This window comes from Micromonospora sp. NPDC049151, assembly GCF_040648395.1.
Taxonomy (GTDB): Bacteria; Actinomycetota; Actinomycetes; order Mycobacteriales; family Micromonosporaceae; genus Micromonospora.
Genome location: NZ_JBEZDP010000004.1, coordinates 43,829 through 60,441, shown reverse-complemented (window position 1 = coordinate 60,441; position 16,613 = coordinate 43,829). Strand labels below are relative to the sequence as shown.

General features: G+C 74.1%; 18 protein-coding genes. 11 read left to right on the top strand and 7 right to left on the bottom strand.

Annotated features, from left to right (window positions below):
- Positions 1-41 precede the first annotated feature (41 nt).
- From mycP to AB0B20_RS06760, 3 genes are read left to right on the top strand one after another with little or no spacing between them, the layout of a single operon-like run.
- Positions 42-1,355, top strand: coding sequence for a type VII secretion-associated serine protease mycosin (mycP, locus tag AB0B20_RS06770; protein WP_357468789.1), 1,314 nt, complete (start codon positions 42-44; stop codon positions 1,353-1,355).
- Positions 1,356-1,395: 40 nt separating this feature from the next.
- Positions 1,396-2,187: a phosphatase PAP2 family protein gene (locus AB0B20_RS06765; protein ID WP_357468786.1), complete on the top strand. Its 792-nt coding sequence runs from the start codon at positions 1,396-1,398 to the stop codon at positions 2,185-2,187.
- A gap of 30 nt (positions 2,188-2,217) precedes the next feature.
- Positions 2,218-2,943, top strand: a complete 726-nt coding sequence (locus AB0B20_RS06760) for a phosphatase PAP2 family protein (protein ID WP_357468783.1) — start codon at positions 2,218-2,220, stop codon at positions 2,941-2,943.
- 15 nt (positions 2,944-2,958) lie between these two features.
- Here AB0B20_RS06760 and AB0B20_RS06755 read toward each other — a convergent pair whose 3' ends face one another.
- The 6 genes from AB0B20_RS06755 to AB0B20_RS06730 form a co-directional block, all read right to left on the bottom strand.
- On the bottom strand, positions 2,959-4,137 hold the full coding sequence (locus AB0B20_RS06755; protein ID WP_357468780.1) for a MarP family serine protease: 1,179 nt from the start codon (positions 4,135-4,137) through the stop codon (positions 2,959-2,961).
- A 76-nt stretch (positions 4,138-4,213) separates the two neighbouring features.
- Positions 4,214-4,906, bottom strand: coding sequence for a CoA pyrophosphatase (locus AB0B20_RS06750; protein ID WP_357385435.1), 693 nt, complete (start codon positions 4,904-4,906; stop codon positions 4,214-4,216).
- A complete protein-coding gene (locus AB0B20_RS06745; RefSeq protein ID WP_357468777.1) occupies positions 4,903-5,508 on the bottom strand; it encodes a TlpA disulfide reductase family protein in 606 nt (201 codons plus the stop codon). Before AB0B20_RS06745 ends, AB0B20_RS06750 begins: the two co-directional genes overlap by 4 nt.
- Positions 5,505-6,284, bottom strand: coding sequence for an endonuclease III (gene nth / locus AB0B20_RS06740; RefSeq protein WP_357468774.1), 780 nt, complete (start codon positions 6,282-6,284; stop codon positions 5,505-5,507). Before nth ends, AB0B20_RS06745 begins: the two co-directional genes overlap by 4 nt.
- A gap of 59 nt (positions 6,285-6,343) precedes the next feature.
- On the bottom strand, positions 6,344-7,561 hold the full coding sequence (locus AB0B20_RS06735) for a CapA family protein (RefSeq protein ID WP_357385429.1): 1,218 nt from the start codon (positions 7,559-7,561) through the stop codon (positions 6,344-6,346).
- Positions 7,562-7,667: 106 nt separating this feature from the next.
- Positions 7,668-8,375, bottom strand: a complete 708-nt coding sequence (locus AB0B20_RS06730) for an adenosylcobinamide amidohydrolase (RefSeq protein ID WP_357469060.1) — start codon at positions 8,373-8,375, stop codon at positions 7,668-7,670.
- Between the two features lie 219 nt (positions 8,376-8,594).
- On the opposite strand from AB0B20_RS06730, the gene AB0B20_RS06725 reads away from it, so the two are divergent.
- From AB0B20_RS06725 to AB0B20_RS06695, 7 genes are all read left to right on the top strand, one after another.
- Entirely contained in the window at positions 8,595-9,272 is a 678-nt protein-coding gene (locus tag AB0B20_RS06725) for a Crp/Fnr family transcriptional regulator (RefSeq protein WP_007466162.1), read from the top strand.
- 114 nt (positions 9,273-9,386) lie between these two features.
- Positions 9,387-10,130 carry a metallophosphoesterase family protein gene (locus tag AB0B20_RS06720; protein WP_357468771.1) on the top strand — a complete coding sequence of 248 codons (744 nt, stop codon included), beginning with the start codon at positions 9,387-9,389 and terminating at the stop codon, positions 10,128-10,130.
- Between the two features lie 76 nt (positions 10,131-10,206).
- Positions 10,207-10,668, top strand: a complete 462-nt coding sequence (locus AB0B20_RS06715; RefSeq protein WP_357385424.1) for a glycosyltransferase — start codon at positions 10,207-10,209, stop codon at positions 10,666-10,668.
- 2 nt (positions 10,669-10,670) lie between these two features.
- Complete coding sequence (locus AB0B20_RS06710; RefSeq protein ID WP_357468767.1) at positions 10,671-11,165, top strand: hypothetical protein; 495 nt, start codon at positions 10,671-10,673, stop codon at positions 11,163-11,165.
- The gene (locus AB0B20_RS06705; protein WP_357468764.1) at positions 11,162-11,950 is read left to right on the top strand and encodes a methyltransferase domain-containing protein; all 789 of its coding nucleotides are present in this window, start codon (positions 11,162-11,164) and stop codon (positions 11,948-11,950) included. The genes AB0B20_RS06710 and AB0B20_RS06705 overlap by 4 nt, the downstream gene beginning before the upstream one ends.
- Positions 11,947-13,020, top strand: coding sequence for a radical SAM protein (locus AB0B20_RS06700; protein ID WP_357468761.1), 1,074 nt, complete (start codon positions 11,947-11,949; stop codon positions 13,018-13,020). Before AB0B20_RS06705 ends, AB0B20_RS06700 begins: the two co-directional genes overlap by 4 nt.
- Positions 13,021-13,024: 4 nt before the next feature.
- On the top strand, positions 13,025-13,795 hold the full coding sequence (locus AB0B20_RS06695) for a class I SAM-dependent methyltransferase (protein WP_357468758.1): 771 nt from the start codon (positions 13,025-13,027) through the stop codon (positions 13,793-13,795).
- 14 nt (positions 13,796-13,809) lie between these two features.
- Here the strand turns inward: AB0B20_RS06695 and AB0B20_RS06690 are convergent, their stop codons facing one another.
- Positions 13,810-15,849 carry an aminotransferase class I/II-fold pyridoxal phosphate-dependent enzyme gene (locus AB0B20_RS06690; protein WP_357468755.1) on the bottom strand — a complete coding sequence of 680 codons (2,040 nt, stop codon included), beginning with the start codon at positions 15,847-15,849 and terminating at the stop codon, positions 13,810-13,812.
- A gap of 139 nt (positions 15,850-15,988) precedes the next feature.
- Between AB0B20_RS06690 and AB0B20_RS06685 the strand changes: the two genes are divergently transcribed.
- Positions 15,989-16,600 carry a TetR/AcrR family transcriptional regulator gene (locus AB0B20_RS06685; protein WP_357385413.1) on the top strand — a complete coding sequence of 204 codons (612 nt, stop codon included), beginning with the start codon at positions 15,989-15,991 and terminating at the stop codon, positions 16,598-16,600.
- The last annotated feature ends 13 nt before the right edge of the window (positions 16,601-16,613 follow it).

Genomic DNA, 16,613 nt, shown 5'->3' with positions numbered 1-16,613 from the left:
CCGTGCAGCATGTGTCTGACGCGACCGAACGGCTGGGGAATGTGACAGGGGATCGGCAGGGACTGCCCGGTGGGCCGCCCCGGCGTCTCGCCGGACGCGCGCTCCTCGCCGCCGCGTCGGCACTGGTCACCGTGGCCGGTCCGCTGGCGCCGCCGGCACACGCCGCGCCCGCCGCCCCGGCCACTGTGGCGCGGCCCTGGGTGGCCCCCGGCGGCCTGCTGCGCACCGACCAGGTACGCGACGAGCAGTGGCAGTTGGAGGAGTTGCGGGCGACGACCGCGTGGCGCACCTCGACCGGGCGCGGCGTGGTGGTCGCGGTGATCGACTCCGGTGTGGACGGCTCCCACCCCGACCTGGTCGGTCAGGTGCTGCCCGGCCTGGATCTGGTGACGCCGGACGGCTCGGACGGCCCGGACCCGGTGGGGCACGGCACCACCGTCGCCGGGCTGATCGCCGGGCGGGCCGACGACGACCGGGGCGTGGTGGGGCTCGCGCCGGATGCCAAGATCCTCCCGGTCCGGGTCCTCGACGCCGAGAACCGCTACGACGACGCGCTGATCATCGCGAAGGCGGTGCGCTGGGCGGTCGACAACGGCGCCCGGGTGGTCAACCTGTCGCTCGGCGGCAGCATCGACAACCCGGCCCTGGCCGCGGCGCTCGACTACGCGTTCGCGCGGGACGTGGTGGTGGTGGCCTGCACCGGCAACCTGGCCACCTCGACGACCACCGAGGTCTGGTATCCGGCCCGGGAACCGGGTGTGCTCGCGGTCACCGGCCTGGAGCGGACCAGCGAGAACCTCTGGTCCGGCTCGATCACCGGGCACGAGACGGTGCTCAGCGCCCCGGCCACCGGGCTCTACGGCGCCCGGCCGGACGGCTACTGGCGGGTGCAGGGGACGAGCTTCGCCGCGCCGCTCGTCGCCGCGACCGCCGCCCTGGTCCGCGCCCGTTATCCGAAGATGTCGGCCGGCGACGTGGTCAACCGGCTGATCACCACAGCCCGGGACCTCGGGCCGACCGGCCGGGACGACCGGTTCGGCTACGGCCTTGTCGATCCGGTGGCCGCGCTGACCGGCGACGTGCCGGGGGTGGGCCACAACCCGCTGGACGACAACGCCTCCCCCGGCGTGGTGGGCTTCGGCCCGGCACCCGGCGAGGGGCGGGACACCCGGGCCGCGGCGGCGGGCCGGGGTGGCGATCCGGTCGGGCGTACGGCGGAGGGCTGGACCGCCCGGCCGGCGGGGCAGACGGAGGTCTGGGCCCCGGAGCGGCTCTGGACCGGCCTGGCCCTGTTCGTCGCGCTCGTCACCGGCACCGCGTTGATGGTGCGGCGGTTCCGGCAGACCCGCCGCTGAACCAGTCTGACCCTGCCCTCAGGTGGGTAGGGGAAGCCCCATGGAGACCACCGGGGCGCCGGTCACGCACCGGTCGTGGCGCGATCGCCGCCTCGACCGCGAGCACTCTCTCGGCCTGCGGCTCACAGTGGCCGCTGTCGCGGCGTTCCTGGTGCTGGTGCCGTTCGCCCTGATCGCGCTGCTGGTGCTCGGCGCCTGGCCGCCCCTGCTGCGGCTGGACGCCTCGATCACCGACGCGTTCCACGGGTACGCGCAGGACCATCCCGTCTGGGTCGACGTGATGACGGTCTGGACGCACGTCTTCGGACCCGGCCCGCTGCGGGTCGCCGCCGTCGCGGTGGTGGTCTGGCTGGTCCGGCGCGGCGCGCCCCGGCTCGCGGTGTGGGTGGTCGTCACCATGGTCACCGGCGGGCTGCTCGGCGCGCTGCTCAAGCTGCTCGTCGGCCGGGACCGGCCGGATCTGCTCGAACCGGTGGCGCGGGCCGCCGGTTACTCGTTCCCGTCCGGGCACGCGCTCAACGCCACGCTGGCCGCCGGCGTGCTGCTGCTGGTGTTCCTGCCGTTCGCACGGGACAGCCGCCGGGGCCGGGTCGCGTTGTGGACGGCCGCCGTGCTGGTCACGGTGGTGACCGGGATCAGCCGGATCGCGCTGGGCGTGCACTGGACCAGCGACGTGGTGGGTGGCTGGGTGCTCGGGGCCGCCGTGGTGGCCGCGACATCGGCCGGCTTCGCCACCTGGCGCAGCGGCACCGGGCGGCGGTCCGCGCGTCCGCTGCGTGAGGGGGTCGAGCCGGAGCTGGCCGACCAGGGGCCGGAGGGCGGGCGGGCGTAGCCGGACCCGCGCCGGGGTACAGGCGATGCCATGTCCGATGTCGTGATCCGAGTCACCCGGCGTGTCCTGCTGCCGCTGGTCCTGCTCTTCGCGCTGATGGTGGGCCTGGGCCTGCTGGTGACCCGGGTGCTGGCCCACACGTGGCCGTTCACAGTGGAGGACACGGTCAACCGTGAGCTGGCCGGCGACCGGACGCCGGGCTGGAACGACGTCTCGCTGGTGTTCAGCACGCTCGCCAGCACCCAGATGATCGTCGTGGTGACGGTGCTGGCGGCCCTGGTGCTGCGGCTGGTGCTGCACCGCTGGCGGGAACCGTTGTTCCTGTGCGCGGCGGTGACCGCACAGGCGCTGATCTTCCTGTTCACCACGATGGTCATCGACCGGAACCGTCCGGCCGTGGCACACATGGACGCCTCCCCGCCCACGTCCAGCTTCCCGTCCGGGCACACGTCGGCGGCCACCGCGCTCTACGTCGGTCTGGCGCTGCTGCTGGCGCTGCGGGCACGCAGCACCCCGGCCAAGGCCACCTGGTGGACGCTGCTGGTGCTGGTGCCGATCGGCGTGGCGCTCACCCGGATGTACCGGGGCATGCACCACCCCAGCGACGTGGTCGCCTCGTTCCTCAACGGCGGCGCCTGCGTGGCGATCATGGCGCGGGCGGTCCTCGACCGCACGCTCACCTGGGGCCGCGCCCATCTGCCGCTGTCCCGCTCCGGTGACGAGGCGACACCGGCGGGAGCACCGGTGGGCGGCTGAGCGCCGCCGGCCAGCTCAGGTGCAGTCGCCGGTGGCGACTCCCCGGGTACGCTCCGCGCCCGCCAGCGCCACCGGTCGCGCCTCGGCCGCGGTCACCGCGAAGCCGGTGTTCGGGTCGTCCGCCGCCGCCGCGAAGATCACGCCGAGCACCAGACCGTTCGAGGAGACCAGCGGGCCGCCGGAGTTGCCGCTGCGCACCAGCGCCCGGATCGTGTAGATCTCCCGGTTGACGTCACCGGCCGAGTAGATGTCCGGTCCGGTGATCCGGTCGACGTCCCGGATCCGGGCCGGGCGGGCGTCGTACGGGCCGTCGAGCGGGAAGCCGAGCACGATCGCGTCCGCGCCGGTGGCGGCCGGCCCGGCGGCGAACCGCAGCGACGGTCCGGGCAGCCCCGGCACGTAGAGCACGGCGAGGTCCCGGTCCGGGTCGTAGACGACGACCTCGCCGTCGTACCGCTCGCCGCGCAACTCCACCGCCACCGAGCGGGTGCCGGCCACCACGTGCGCGTTTGTCATCACCCGGTCGTCGGCGTACACGAAGCCGGAGCCCTCGATGCGGCGCGAGCAGCTCGGCGCGGAGCCGAGCACCTTGACCACCGACCGCCTGCTGTTCTGCACGACCTGGGAGTTGGCCAGCGCCGGGTCGGGCGGTGCGACCTGCCGGGCCGGGGTCCTGCCCAGACCGTTGAACACGTCGGGGAAGCCGTTCGTGTCGACGGTGTCCCGCAGGGCGGTGGACAGGTCCTGGGCGCGGTCGGGCAGCACCCGGTCCACCACGGTGAGCAGTGCGCTGTTCTTGACCGAGGCGGCCAGCCAGGGCACCGACGAGGAACCCAGCGGCACCGCCACCAGCCACGCCACCAGCATGACCGCGACGACCGAGATGAACGCGCCGCCGACGTCGTCGATCTTCCGGCCGGTCCGCCCGGTGATGGCGGCCCGCAGGTTGGAGCCGAGCCAGCCGGCCAGCGCCTGCCCCAGCACGGCGAGCCCGAAGATCGCCACCAGGGAGATCAGCACGCGGGTGCCGCTGGCCTCGAACTGCTGGGCGATCAGCGGCCCGACCTGGAGGCCGAGCAGCGCACCCAGGAAGAAGCCGGAGAACGACAGGGCCCCGATGACGAAACCCTGACGGTATCCGCTGATCGCGAACACGAGCATGAGCAGAAGAAGGACGAGATCCACGGCGGACACGCCCCAAGGGTACGGGCACCCTGCCCGCGGTCGGCTCAGCGCTCGCGGAACGTGACCCGGGGATGCGTACGGGTGATCAGCGCACCGGGCTCTCGTCGGCCGTCTCGGTGCCGGCCGAGGGAGCGGGCGTGGCGTCGACCGGCGGCAGATCCACCACCCGGGAGTGCGGCCAGGGCCGGGACCAGCCGCCCATCTCCAGCAGTCGGTCGATCACGCCCGCGGTGAAGCCCCAGACGAGCATCCCGCGCACCGAGAAGGCCGGGCCGATCCAGCCGCTCGGGTGGCGTACCCGCATGCGGTTGTCCGGGTCGACCAGCTCGGTCACCGGCAGCCGGGCCACGTGTGCGACCTCGGCCGGCTCACGCGGATGCACCGGGTGCGGGTCGTGCCACCAGGCGAGCACCGGGGTGACCACGAAGTCGCTGACCGGGATCCAGAGCCGGGGCAGCTCGGCCAGCACCGTGACGCTGCCCGGGTCGAGGCCGACCTCCTCGTTGGCCTCGCGCAACGCGGTGGCGCGGAGGTCGGCGTCCTCCGGGTCGGCCGCGCCGCCGGGGAACGCCGGCTGCCCGGCGTGGTTGCGCAGCGTCGCGGCGCGCTGGAGGACCAGCACGTCCGGCCCGGCGCCGGGCTCCTCGCCGAGCAGCACCAGCACGGCACTCTCCCGGCCGCCGCTCTCCGGCGTGACGATGCGGGTGAAGTCCTCCGCCCGCGCGGTGCCGAGCCGGCCCAGCAACGGGTCGAACCATCCCGGCGGGCGTCGGGTCATACCCGCACCCCGAGGTGGCGTTCGAGCAGAGCGGCGAGGCGGGCGTCGTCGAGCGCGCCGGTCGCGTCGGTGTGCCGGATCCGCCCGTCGGCGTCGACCAGCACGGTCAGCGGGAACGCGTTGCGTTCCAGCGCGCGCTGGAACGCGTCGCCCTGGTCGAGCAGCATCGGGAAGTCGACGCCGTAGTCCTCGCCGATGGACTGCGCACCACCGCGGCTGTCCCGGCTGTTCACGCCGATCACCTGGAACCGGCCGTCGGCCCGCTCGCTGAGCCGCTGGAAGGCGGGCAGCTCCTTGCGGCAGGGCGGGCACCAGGACGCCCACACGTTGATCACGGCCGGGCCCTTGACGTCGCGCAGATTCACAGGTGTGCCGCCGGTGAAGCAGTTGAGCGTCAGGTCGGGCAGCTGCTCCCCGGCCTTCCCGGCGGGCGCCGGGGACGCGGCGGCGGGCGCGACGGTCAGCGGGGTGCAGTCGGCGAACGGCGAGGGCCGCTGGGCCCGGGTGGCGGGCGCCGGGCGTTCCGGCTGCTCGGCCGTGGCGGTGCAGCCCGCCGCCGCCAGCAGCAGCGGGACGAGCAGGTACGCGAGCCGGCGCATCACGGCACGTCCGCCGCGGCGGCCTGCTGCGGCACCAGGTCGGGGTCGAGGCCGACGGCGACCGCCAGGTCACGGGCCCGGGGGCCCTTCAGCAGCTTGGCCGCGGCGGCCGGCTCGGTCGGCCCGGTGCCGTACGCGGGGCACAGCTTCGCCAGCGTGCACGCGCCGCAGGCGGGCTTGCGGGCGTGGCAGACGCGGCGGCCGTGGAAGATCACCCGGTGCGACAGCATCGTCCAGTCGCGCTTCGGGTAGAGCGCGCCGATCGCGTGCTCGATCTTCACCGGGTCGGTCTCGGTGGTGAGCTGCCACCGCTGCACCAGCCGCTGGAAGTGGGTGTCGACGGTGATGCCGGGGACGCCGAAGGCGTTGCCGAGGATGACGTTCGCGGTCTTGCGGCCGATCCCGGGCAGGGTCACCAGGTCGTCGAGCCGGCCGGGCACCCCGCCGTCGTACCGCTCGCAGAGCGCCCGCCCGAGGTTGATCAGGGAGCTGGTCTTGTTGCGGTAGAACCCGGTGGGCCGGATCAGCTCCTCCAGCTCGGCGCGGTCCGCCGCGGCGTAGTCGGCGGCGGTGCGGTAGCGGGCGAACAGCTTCGGCGTGACCTCGTTGACCTTCTTGTCGGTGCACTGGGCGGACAGGATCGTCGCGACGGCGAGCTCCAGCGCGTTGGAGTGGTCGAGCTCACAGTGCGCGTCGGGGTGCGTCTCGGTCAGCACCCGGCCGATGCGCCGGGCACGGCGCGTACGGCCGAGGTCGGTCTCGGGGGAGCGCGTGGTCACGTCGGCCAGCCTACGTCGCGGGGCCGACGCTCCGGCGGCTCGGCGCGGCCGGCGTGCGCTCAGCCACCCGCCGGTGCGGTGATCTTGCCGGTTCCGTCGAGCTTCGCGCCGGTGTCCGGGAAGTCGGTCCGGTTCAGCTCGCGGACCAGCCCGAGGCCGCGGTTCTGCCGGTCGACCGACGGACGGCCCACGCCGTTCATCACGGTGGAGGTGAACGTGCCGCCGACGAACTTCCCCTCGGCGGTGAGCGACACCTTGAGCACCCCGCCCCAGCCGAGCCGGCCCGAGCTGTTCAGCGACTTCCCGCCGCCGGCGAAGTTGCCCAGGCTGTACGCGATCAGCCGCCCCTTGTAGAACTCCATCCCGCGCAGCACGTGCGGGCCGTGCCCGATGACCAGGTCGGCGCCCGCGTCGATGACGGTCCGGGAGAAGCGGATCGGGTCGCCGCGGTTCTCGCCGAAGAACATCTCGGTACCCGGCTTCACCCGGGTCTTGTCCGCGCCCTCGGCGCCCATGTGCACCTGCACCACGACGATCTGGGCCGACTCCTTCGCCATCTCGATCACCTGCTTGGCGGCGTCGAGGTCGACCAGGCTGTTCGACCAGGGGTACGACGAGAAGCCCACCACGGCGACCTTGACGCCCTTGACGTCCACCACGGTGATCTCGCCCGGGGCGCCGGTGTGCTTGAGCCCGTGCGCCTCAAGCGCCGACTGGGTGTTCTCGTAGCCCTGCCGGCCGTAGTCGTAGCCGTGGTTGTTGGCCTGGTTGAGCAGCTGGAACCCGGCCGAGCGCAGGTGCGCGGCATAGCCGGGCGGCGCGCGGAACTGGTAGCAGTTCTTCGGCTCCGGGCCGCACTTGCCGGCGCCGGTGTCGTCGGTGAGCGGCTCCTCCAGGTTGCCCATCACCAGGTCGCCCTTGAGCGCCGACTTCACGTCGTCGAAGAAGCCCTTGCCGCCGTTGGGCGGCAGCCGGTCCGGCGCGTTCCCCATGATCACGTCACCGGTCGCGGTGAGCGAGATCGACGGCTCGTTCGCGCCGTCCGGCGCCGCCGGCTGGTCGCCGGTCGCGGGCCCGGCCGAGCCGGTCGACCCGCCGCCCTGGCCCGCCTGCCACCTGGGATCGCCGGACCCGCCGGCCTCACCGCCGCAGCCGGCGACGAAGAGGACGGCGACGAGCGCGGCGAACGCGGCGAGGCGCCGGCCGAGCACCGCGCGACGCGGCCCGGGAGCGGCGGCGGGCGTCCCGGCGACGGCGGCACGGAGGGTACGGGGCACAGAACGGGCGGGAGCGTACATCGTCGGCGACGCTACCGTCCCCGGAACGCCGCGACGAGGGCCGATCGGTCGGAAAACCCGGCGTGTCGAATACGCCGAGCCCACGTCAGCCCGCCCGCCGGTCGGACCACGGCACCACGGTCCCGGTGCCACCGGAGCGCACGGCGGCGTGCACGGCCCGGGCCAGCGGCGCGCCCCAGGCCGAGCGAGGGCCGCCGTAAGCCGCCGGATCGCCCTCGGCCGGGCAGAGCACAGTCACCGCGTCGGTGGGGGTGCCGGTGGCCGGCAGTCCCAGTTCCCAGATCGCCTGCGCCTTCGCCTCCGTGGCGGTGGCCACGGCGTTCACCAGTGCGGCCTCGCTCAGCCGCACCGGCACGTACGCGACGATGTTGACGGTACCGACGTGCTGCGCGGGCCGGACCGGGCCGGATGCGGCGTGCGGGGCCGGGCCGGATGCGGCGTGGGCCGGCTCGGGCGCGGCGGCCCACACCGGCGTGCCCAGGCCCACAGTCGCCCAGACCCGGACGCCGCCGTCGGTGCGGCGCACCATCTCGGTCACGTCCACGCCGGTCAGCAGCCCCACACCGGGGCCGTCCAGGCCGAGGCCGTCCGCCAGGTCGGCCAGGTGGGCGGCGGGGTCGTCCCGGTCGTACGACATCGGCACCGTCGCGTTGAGCACCCACCCGCGGACGCCGATCCCCCCGCCCAGCGGCGCGGAGCCGACCGCCAGCAGCGGCCTCTCGGCCCGCCACACCAGCAGCGGGATGTCCCACCCGGTTTCGGACCGGCTGGTCAGGAACGGCTCACACAGCACGCCGGTCACCCTACGATCACAGGTGGGAACGGGTGGCGCCGGGCCGGGCCGAGTGCGGGATCTTAGCTGCTCACCAGGTCCGGTGGGTTACGCCCAACGATCAAGATTCCAGGGGTGCACCTCTGATTCCTACTCATGTGCGCCTAGACTGGCGGCGCGCGAGGGATCAGCGGACGGCGGACCCGGCCGACGGACGGCACGCGCAGGCGGAGGTGCGCGATGGACGAGGTACTGGCCCGCAGCGGGATCTTCCAGGGTGTCGACCCGGAGGCTGCCGAGGCGCTCGCCAAGGAGATGGAGACGATCGAGGTCCGCAAGGGCGAAATCGTCTTCAACGAGGGCGAACCCGGCGACAGTCTCTACATCCTCCTGTCCGGCAAGATCAAGGTTGGTCGCCGCGCGGCGGACGGCCGGCAGAACCTGATCGCCGTGATGGGCCCGTCGGACATGGTCGGCGAGCTGTCGCTGTTCGACCCCGGTCCGCGTACGGCGACGGCCACGGCGGTCACCGACACCCGCCTGGTCCGGCTGCGCAAGCAGGCCCTGCGGCCGTGGCTGAACAACCGGCCCGAGATCGCCGAGCAGCTGCTGCGGGTGCTGGCCCGCCGGCTGCGCCGCACGAACGACTCGCTCGCCGACCTGATCTTCACCGACGTGCCCGGGCGGGTCGCCAAGAACCTGCTCCAGATGGCCGGCCGGTTCGGCACCCGCGACGGCGGCGTGCTGCGCGTGACGCACGACCTCACCCAGGAGGAGATCGCCCAGCTCGTCGGTGCCTCCCGGGAGACCGTCAACAAGGCGCTGGCCGACTTCGCCTCGCGCGGCTGGCTGCGGCTGGACGGCAAGAGCATCATCATCCTCGACCCGGAGCGCCTGGCCCGCCGCGCGCGGGTCTGACCTCCGTACCGGCTTCCCGGCCCGGCCCGCCTCAGCGTGGAGCCGGGCCGCTGCCGTCTCTGCCCGCCGCAGAATCGTTTGGCCCTCCCGGACCGGTGACGCCAGGCTGGGACGATGCCTGATCGCGTCGCCGTCCTCTCCGACATCCACGGTGTGCTGCCCGCCCTGGACGCCGTCCTGGCCGAGCCGGACGTGGCCGCCGCCGAGCTGATCGTCCTCACCGGCGACCTGGCGGCCGGTCCGCAGCCGGTCGAGGTGCTGGACCGGTTGGCTGCGCTCGGTGACCGGGCGTGCTGGGTCGGCGGGAACGCCGACCGCGAGCTGGTGCAGGCGCGGGCCGGCCGGCCGGCCCCCGTCGCCGTGTCGAACTGGGCCGCCGGGCAGCTGCGCGACGACCAGGTGGCCCGGCTGGCCGCGCTGCCGCCGTCCGTCACGGTGCCGGTCACCGGGCTGGGCGAGGTGCTGTTCTGCCACGCGACCCCGCGTGACGACGAGGAGGTAGTGCTCGTCGACTCCCGGCTCGACCGCTGGGCAGAGGTCTTCGCCGGCCTGCCGGCCGAGGTCGGCACGGTGGTCTGCGGGCACACGCACATGCCGTTCACCCGGCTGGTCGACCGCCGCCTGGTGGTCAACCCGGGCAGCGTCGGCATGCCGTACGGGGGCGCCGGCGCCTGGTGGGCGCTGCTCGGCCCGGGCGTGCAGTTACGCCGGACCCGCTTCGACGTGGACGCTGCGTGCGCCGCCGTCGCCGCGGGTTCGGCGTTCCCGGACGCCGAGGCCTGGGCCGACGAGTACGTCCGCTCCCGCCACTCCGACGCCGACGCCCTGGCCGTCTTCGCACCGCGCGACGGCCGCTGACCCGGGTCACCCGGGGATCGACCGTCCTGTCTGGACCGGGACATCGCGATCCGCGACGCTGGGATAGCGTGAGGTGATGGACCGGCGGTATCGGATCCTCCTCGTCTCCAGCAGCGGCGGGGTCCTGCTCGATCTGCTCGCGCTCCGCCCGTGGTGGGAGCGGCACGACCCGGTGTGGGTGGCGGTCCGCGCCCCCGACACCGAGGTGGCGCTGGCCGGGCAACGGGTGCACTGGCAGCCCGAGCTGTCGACGCGCACCCGGTGGCAGGTGCTGCCGGCGGCCTGGCGGGCCCTGCGGCTGCTGCGCCGGGAGCGACCCGACGTGGTGGTCTCGGCCGGCACCGGCGTGGCCGTCGGCGTCTTCCTCGCCGCCCGCCTGCTCAGGGTGCCGTCGCTGTGGCTGGAGACGTTCAACATGACCGGGCCCGCCGGGGCCGCCGCGCGGCTCTGCTCCCGCCTCGCCGCCGCAGTGCTGGTGCAGCGACCCGCCCTGCTGGCGTCCCGGCCCCGCGCGGTCCTCATCGGGGAGCTCTACTAGTCATGGCCCGCCTCCTGGTCACCGTCGGCATGGGCCCGTGGCCGTTCGACCGCCTGGTCGAGGCCGTCGCACCGCTCTGTGCCGCGCACGAGGTGTTCGTCCAGACCGGCACGTCGGCGGTGACCCCGCCGTGCCCGCACGCCCCGTTCCTGCCCCTGGACGACCTGCGGAGTCGGCTGGCCGCCGCCGACGTGGTGATCACCCACGCCGGGAACACGGTGCGGCTGGTCCAGCGGCTCGGCCGGGTGCCGGTCGCGGTGGCCCGGGAGGCGGCACGGGGCGAGATGGGCAACGACCACCAGGTCGACTACCTGCGCGCGGAGGATCGCTCGGGCCGGGTGGTGGCGGTGTGGGACGTGGCCGAACTGCCGGCCGTGGTGGCCGAGCATCCGCAACGGCAACAGCTGCTGCTCGCGGAACGCCCGTTGCCCGGCCCGGTCGACGGCGAACGCCTGGCCGCCACTCTGGACGCGCTCTGCGCCCGGCTGGTCCGATGAGCCGGGCCGACGAGGCGACGCACCGGGCGGGTGTACGGCCCTTCGCCACCCACCCGCTACGCCGGTACGCGTTCGCCTGGGACGCGCTGTCCGGCCGCACCGGCCGGCACCTCGATCTGGGCTGCGGCACCGGAGACTTCCTCGCCGTGCTGCACGAACACGGCACCGTGACCTGCGAGGGCGCCGACCCGCACCCGGGCTACCTCGCCGAGCTGGCGGCCCGCCACCCGGATCTGCCGCTGCACCGGCTCGGGGTCGGCGAGCCGCTGCCGTTCGCCGACCGCCACTTCGACTCGGTGAGCCTGCTCGACGTGCTGGAACATGTGCCCGACGAGACCGCGCTGCTGGCCGAGACGCACCGGGTGCTCGCCCCCGACGGGCTGCTGGTGCTCACCGTTCCCCGGCGGCACGTCTTCACCTTCCTCGATCCCGACAACGCCAAGTTCGACTTCCCCCGGCTGCACCGCCGGATCTACTCGTGGCGGTTCGGGTCGCAGGTGTGGCACAGCCGGTTCGCCGACCTCTCCGACAACCTGCGCGGCGACATGTCGGTCGGCCGGGACCGGCACACCAACTACCGCACCGAAGACCTGCTCGGCCTGCTGCGCGCGACCGGTTTCACCCCGACCACTGTGACCGGCGCCAACCTGTTCTGGCGGTGGTTGCAGATCCCGGCGCTGCTCACCGGCGGCCCGGTGCGCCGCCTGCTGGAGCGCGGCATCCACCTCGACGGCCGGCTGTTCCGCTCGGCCAACCTCTTCGTCATCGCCCGGAGACTGCCGTGACCGTCGCCGACACCGCCCGCCTCGCCTGGTTCTTCGGCCGGCTCGCCGTCAAGGAACGGTTCGCGCCCCGGCTGCACGTACGGCCACTGGTCGCCGAGCTGTTCCTCACCGACAACTGCAACCTGCGCTGCACGAGCTGCGGCTGCTGGACCACGAACACCAAGGGTGAACTCTCCACCGACGAGTGGCGCGACGTCCTGCGTCAGCTCGTCGCGCTGCGCATCCACAAGGTCAACTTCACCGGCGGCGAGCCGCTGATCCGGCCGGACGCGCTGACCCTGATGGCGTACGCCCGCGAGGTGGGGGTACGCCACCTGCATCTGAACACCAACGGCATCCGTCTCACCCCGCCCGTGCTGGACGAGGTGCTCGCCGCGGGCGTACGCAGCTTCAACGTCTCCGTCGACGGCCCGACGGCACTTGTGCACGACCGGATCCGCGGGCGGCTCGGCGCGTTCGAGACGACGACCCGGCACCTGCGGAACCTGATCGCCGCCCGGGACCGGCTCGGTCTGAAGGTACGGATGAACTTCACCGTCATGCGGGACAACGTGGACAGCCTGCCCGGCATCGCGGCGCTGGCCCAGGAGCTGGGCGTGACGCTCTATCTCAACCTCGTCACCGACCGGACGTTCCTGTTCCGCACCGACGCGGTCACCGACCAGACCGACGTGGCGGGCGACCGGCTCGACGCGGCGCTGGCCGAGCTGGAGGCGATGGCCCGGGCCGACCGGCGGTGGTTGCCGCGTTACTCGGAGCTGCGTTACCTGCGTGGGCACTTCGACGACCTCGTCCAGCGCGACCTGCCGTGCGCCGAGTCGCAGCTCAAGTTGATGGTGCACTCCCGGGGGGAGATCGGCGGCTGCTGGGCCCACGATCCGACCGCCTCGGTCCGGCAGCGCCCGATCGCCGAGATCGTCGACGGTCCGGAATACCGTGCCGAGCACGCGCGGCTGTTCCGCAAGGAGTGTGTCGGCTGCGGCAGCAACTACAGCCTCAACCTGCGCTGGCGGCCGGGCACCTATCTGGCCGACCGGCAGTGGCTGCGGGGGCGGCGCAGTCTTGCCTGAGCCGATGCGCCCGAGCCAGCCGCTGTACGACGCGCTGGCGTCCGGCTACGAGGAGCACTTCGCGGTGCCGCACCGGCGTGCCTACGACGACCTGGCGTGGGAGCGGGTGCTCGCGTTGGTGCCGCCGGGCGCCCCGGTGGTGGACGCCGGTTGCGGCGTGGGCCGGTGGGCGCGGCGGCTGCTCGACCTCGGCCATCCGGTGACCGGCGTCGAACAGGCGCCGGGGATGGTGGCCGAGCTGCGCCGCCGGCCGCCCGGTTCCGGCTTCACACTGGTCGAGGGCTCGATGACGGAGGTGACGCTGCCGGCTACGGCCGGCGCGGTGCTGGCGATGGGTTCCCTGCAGTACACAGCCGATCCCGAGCGGGCGGTCCGGCACCTGGCCGGGTGGTTGCGTCCGGGCGGGGTACTGGCCGTGCTCGTCGACTCGCTGGTGGGCCTGGTCCTGGAGCTGGTCGGTGCGGGCCGGGACGACGAGGCGGTGGACCGGCTGGCCCGCCGGCGGGGTGTCTGGCGTGCCGACGGGCACGCCGCCGACCTGCACCTGCTGGACCGGGCCCGGTTGGAGGCCGCGTTCCGCGCCGCCGGCCTGGTCGAGATCCGCAGCGCCGGGCTGCTGGTCAGCGCCGCCGCGCTGGGGCGGGCCGGGCTGGCCGGACGGCTGGACGCCAACCGGGACGCGCTGTTGGAGCTGGAGCGACGGCTGGGCGACGACCCGGTCCTCGCCGACGCCGGCAAGCAGCTCCTGGTGACCGGCCGCCGCGCGCCGGGGTGACCGCCCGTCCCGGTTCAGTCCAGGCAGCGGCGGAGCGCGGCGACGACCCGTTCCGCCTGTTCCACTGTGAGTTCCGAGGACATCGGCAGGGCCAGCGCCTCGGCGTCCAGCCGTTCGGTCACCGGTAGGCGCTCACCGCCGCCGAGTGGGCCACTGTGGATCGCCGCGAAGTAGGGCTTGGTCCGCACGCCGAGTGCGGCCAGCCGCGTCGCCACGCGGTCGCGCCGGGCGAAGCGACCAACCCAGTGCACCCAGCAGTGCCGGTCCCCGGGGCGCACCCGCTGGACCTCCACCGGCAGGGCGGACGCCGCGGCGGCGTAGACCTCGGCCACCTCGCTCCGGCACCGGACCAGCGTGTCCAGCTCCGCGAGCTGGTCGACCGCGACGACGGCGTGCAGCTCGTTCATCAGCTCGGAGCGGGTCCAGCCGGCCGGTGCGGCGAGGACCGCCTCGGCGGCGTCGGTGGGCAGCACCAGCGCACCGCCGGCGCCGCCGGCCGACACCACCTTGGCGAAGCTCATCGAGTACGAGTGCGACAACGCCTGCTGTGCCACCGGCCGCCCCTGGTGCAGGCTGCCGAGGGCGGCGGCGGAGTCGGCCAGCAGGGCCACCCCGGCGGGGTCGCAGACCGCCCGCAGGGCCGGGTAGTCGCACGGGTTGCCGAAGGTGTCGACGCAGAGCACCAGTCGTACGCCGCCCCGCTCGATCGCGGCGGCGACGGCTACCGGGTCGATCGTCCAGGTCGCGGCGTCCACGTCGACGAAGCGCAGTCTGTAGCCGAGTTGGACCAGGATCTCCGCGGTCGCGGGGAAGGTGTAGGACGGCAGCACCGCCACGTCGCCGGGGCGGGCCGGGCCGACGGTGGCGGCCACCATGATCCGCAGGGCGGCGGTCCCCGAGGCGGTGACCAGCACCCGATGGTCGTCGTCGAGTTGCAGCTCCTTGCCGAGGCGTTCGGTCAGCTCGCGCGTCCACCGGTTGCCGTGCTTGACCTCCCCGCTGACGAGCGCCTCCTGCTGGCGGGCGACGACCGTCTCGGGGTGTGCCGGCGGGGGTGGTACGACGACCGGCAGCGGCGGCCGGAACAGGGGTGCCCGGTCGTCGTCGACCTCGGCCACCAGCGTCGCCAGGGCCGGGTGGAGCGGCTCGACCCGGTGGCCGGCGGCGGTCAGCTTGTCGGTGACCACCAGGCCGGAGCTGTCCGGCGCCGGGCGCGGCATGGTCAGCAGCGGCGCCGACGAGCCGCACAGGTCCCGGATCCAGGTGGCGAGGTCGGTCAGCGGCACCGGTTCCCCGCCCACGTTCCATACGCCGGGGTCGATCCCGCGCAGGAGAAGCCGGGCGAGGGTGTCGGCGGGCAGGAAGCTGCGTACGGTGTCCGCGGTGACCGGCAGCGGCAGTCCCTGGCGGGCCCGGCGGACCAGCCGGGTGGCCACCCGGTGCTGGCCCGGGCCGAAGACGTTCGCGAGCCGGAGCACGGTCAGCCGGTCGGGCGGGATCGCGTCCGCGACGAGTCGTTCCTGCGCGAGCTTCGCCATCGCGTACGTCCACCGCCGGGTGGGGTCGGCGTCGGCCATCGCCCGGGCCAGTGGGGCGGCCCGCCACGGCGGGCAGGGTTCCCGGGCGAGGTCGCGCACGCGGGCGCACCAGCTGTCGAGTTCCCCGGCGGACCACGGCAGGTCGGGCGTGGTGTCCTCGGTGAGCGGGCCGGATGCGGCGCCGTAGACCTCGACGGAGGAGGTGAGCACCACCTGGCGTCCGGCCAGGCGGGGCAGGAGCCGGGCGGTGCTGACCGCGTTGTCCAGCGGCAGAGTCCAGGGGTGGCGGGGCCGGGGGTGGCTCGCGCCGAGCAGCACCACGACGATGCCGGGCGGCAGCTCGGGTGGTTCGGCGGTGAGCAGGTCCGCCCTGATCCAGTCGAGGCCGGCGGCGGTGTTCGCCTCGGCGGGTGGGTGACGGTCCACGGTGGTGACTCGCGCGCCGGCGGCCAGCAGCACCTCGGCGGTAGCCGTGCCCAGGAAACCCGCCCCTCCGACGAGCACAAATTCATTCATGTTGTGCCTCCCCGTGATCCAGCACGATATCGCGGATGACGGCCGCGCGGAGGTGTCGGATAGCGGTCCGGGTTCGACGTCGGGGACGGCCAAAAAAGTCAGGCTTGACTGTTTGTTTTGGGCGGGGCAGGCTGTCTGCGTGTCGAGCCGAGTTCCACAGCAGGAGCGCAGCCGGGCCACCCAGGCCCGGTTGCTGGAGGCGACCGTCGAGTGCCTGGTGGAGCACGGCTGGTCCGGCACCACGACGACTGTGGTGGCGGCCCACGCCGGCGTCTCCCGGGGCGCCCAGTTGCACCACTACCCCACCAAGGCCGCGCTGGTGACCGCCGCCGTCACGCACCTGACCGAGCGCCGGGCGGCCGAGCTGCGCGCCGAGGCGGCGGTCCTGCCGTCCGGGCCGCAGCGCCTCGACGGAGTGGTGGACCTGCTCGCCGCCTCGTTCACCGGCCCGCTGTTCGCGGCAGCGCTGGAGCTGTGGGTGGCCGCCCGCACCGACGCCGAGCTGCGCGCCGCGCTGGTGCCGCTGGAGGCGCGGATCGGCCGCGAGATGTACCGGCTCACCGTCGAGCTGCTCGGCGTGGACGAGCGCCAGCCGGGGGTGCGCGAGTCGGTGCAGGCCACCCTCGACCTGCTTCGCGGCCTCGGCGTGGCCAACCTGCTCAGCGACGACTCGCCCCGCCGTTCCGCCCTGCTGAGCACCTGGAAACGCCAGCTCGCCGCGCTGCTCACCCCCGAGAGCCGGCGGCACTGATCACCTGACGCCC

Coding starts and splice junctions, on each gene's coding strand:
- AB0B20_RS06765 (WP_357468786.1), top strand. CDS start 1,396: ATGGAGACCACCGGGGCGCCGGTCACGCACCGGTCGTGGCGCGATCGC.
- AB0B20_RS06760 (WP_357468783.1), top strand. CDS start 2,218: ATGTCCGATGTCGTGATCCGAGTCACCCGGCGTGTCCTGCTGCCGCTG.
- AB0B20_RS06750 (WP_357385435.1), bottom strand. CDS start 4,906: ATGACCCGACGCCCGCCGGGATGGTTCGACCCGTTGCTGGGCCGGCTC.
- AB0B20_RS06725 (WP_007466162.1), top strand. CDS start 8,595: ATGGACGAGGTACTGGCCCGCAGCGGGATCTTCCAGGGTGTCGACCCG.
- AB0B20_RS06720 (WP_357468771.1), top strand. CDS start 9,387: ATGCCTGATCGCGTCGCCGTCCTCTCCGACATCCACGGTGTGCTGCCC.
- AB0B20_RS06715 (WP_357385424.1), top strand. CDS start 10,207: ATGGACCGGCGGTATCGGATCCTCCTCGTCTCCAGCAGCGGCGGGGTC.
- AB0B20_RS06710 (WP_357468767.1), top strand. CDS start 10,671: ATGGCCCGCCTCCTGGTCACCGTCGGCATGGGCCCGTGGCCGTTCGAC.
- AB0B20_RS06705 (WP_357468764.1), top strand. CDS start 11,162: ATGAGCCGGGCCGACGAGGCGACGCACCGGGCGGGTGTACGGCCCTTC.
- AB0B20_RS06695 (WP_357468758.1), top strand. CDS start 13,025: ATGCGCCCGAGCCAGCCGCTGTACGACGCGCTGGCGTCCGGCTACGAG.
- AB0B20_RS06690 (WP_357468755.1), bottom strand. CDS start 15,849: ATGAATGAATTTGTGCTCGTCGGAGGGGCGGGTTTCCTGGGCACGGCT.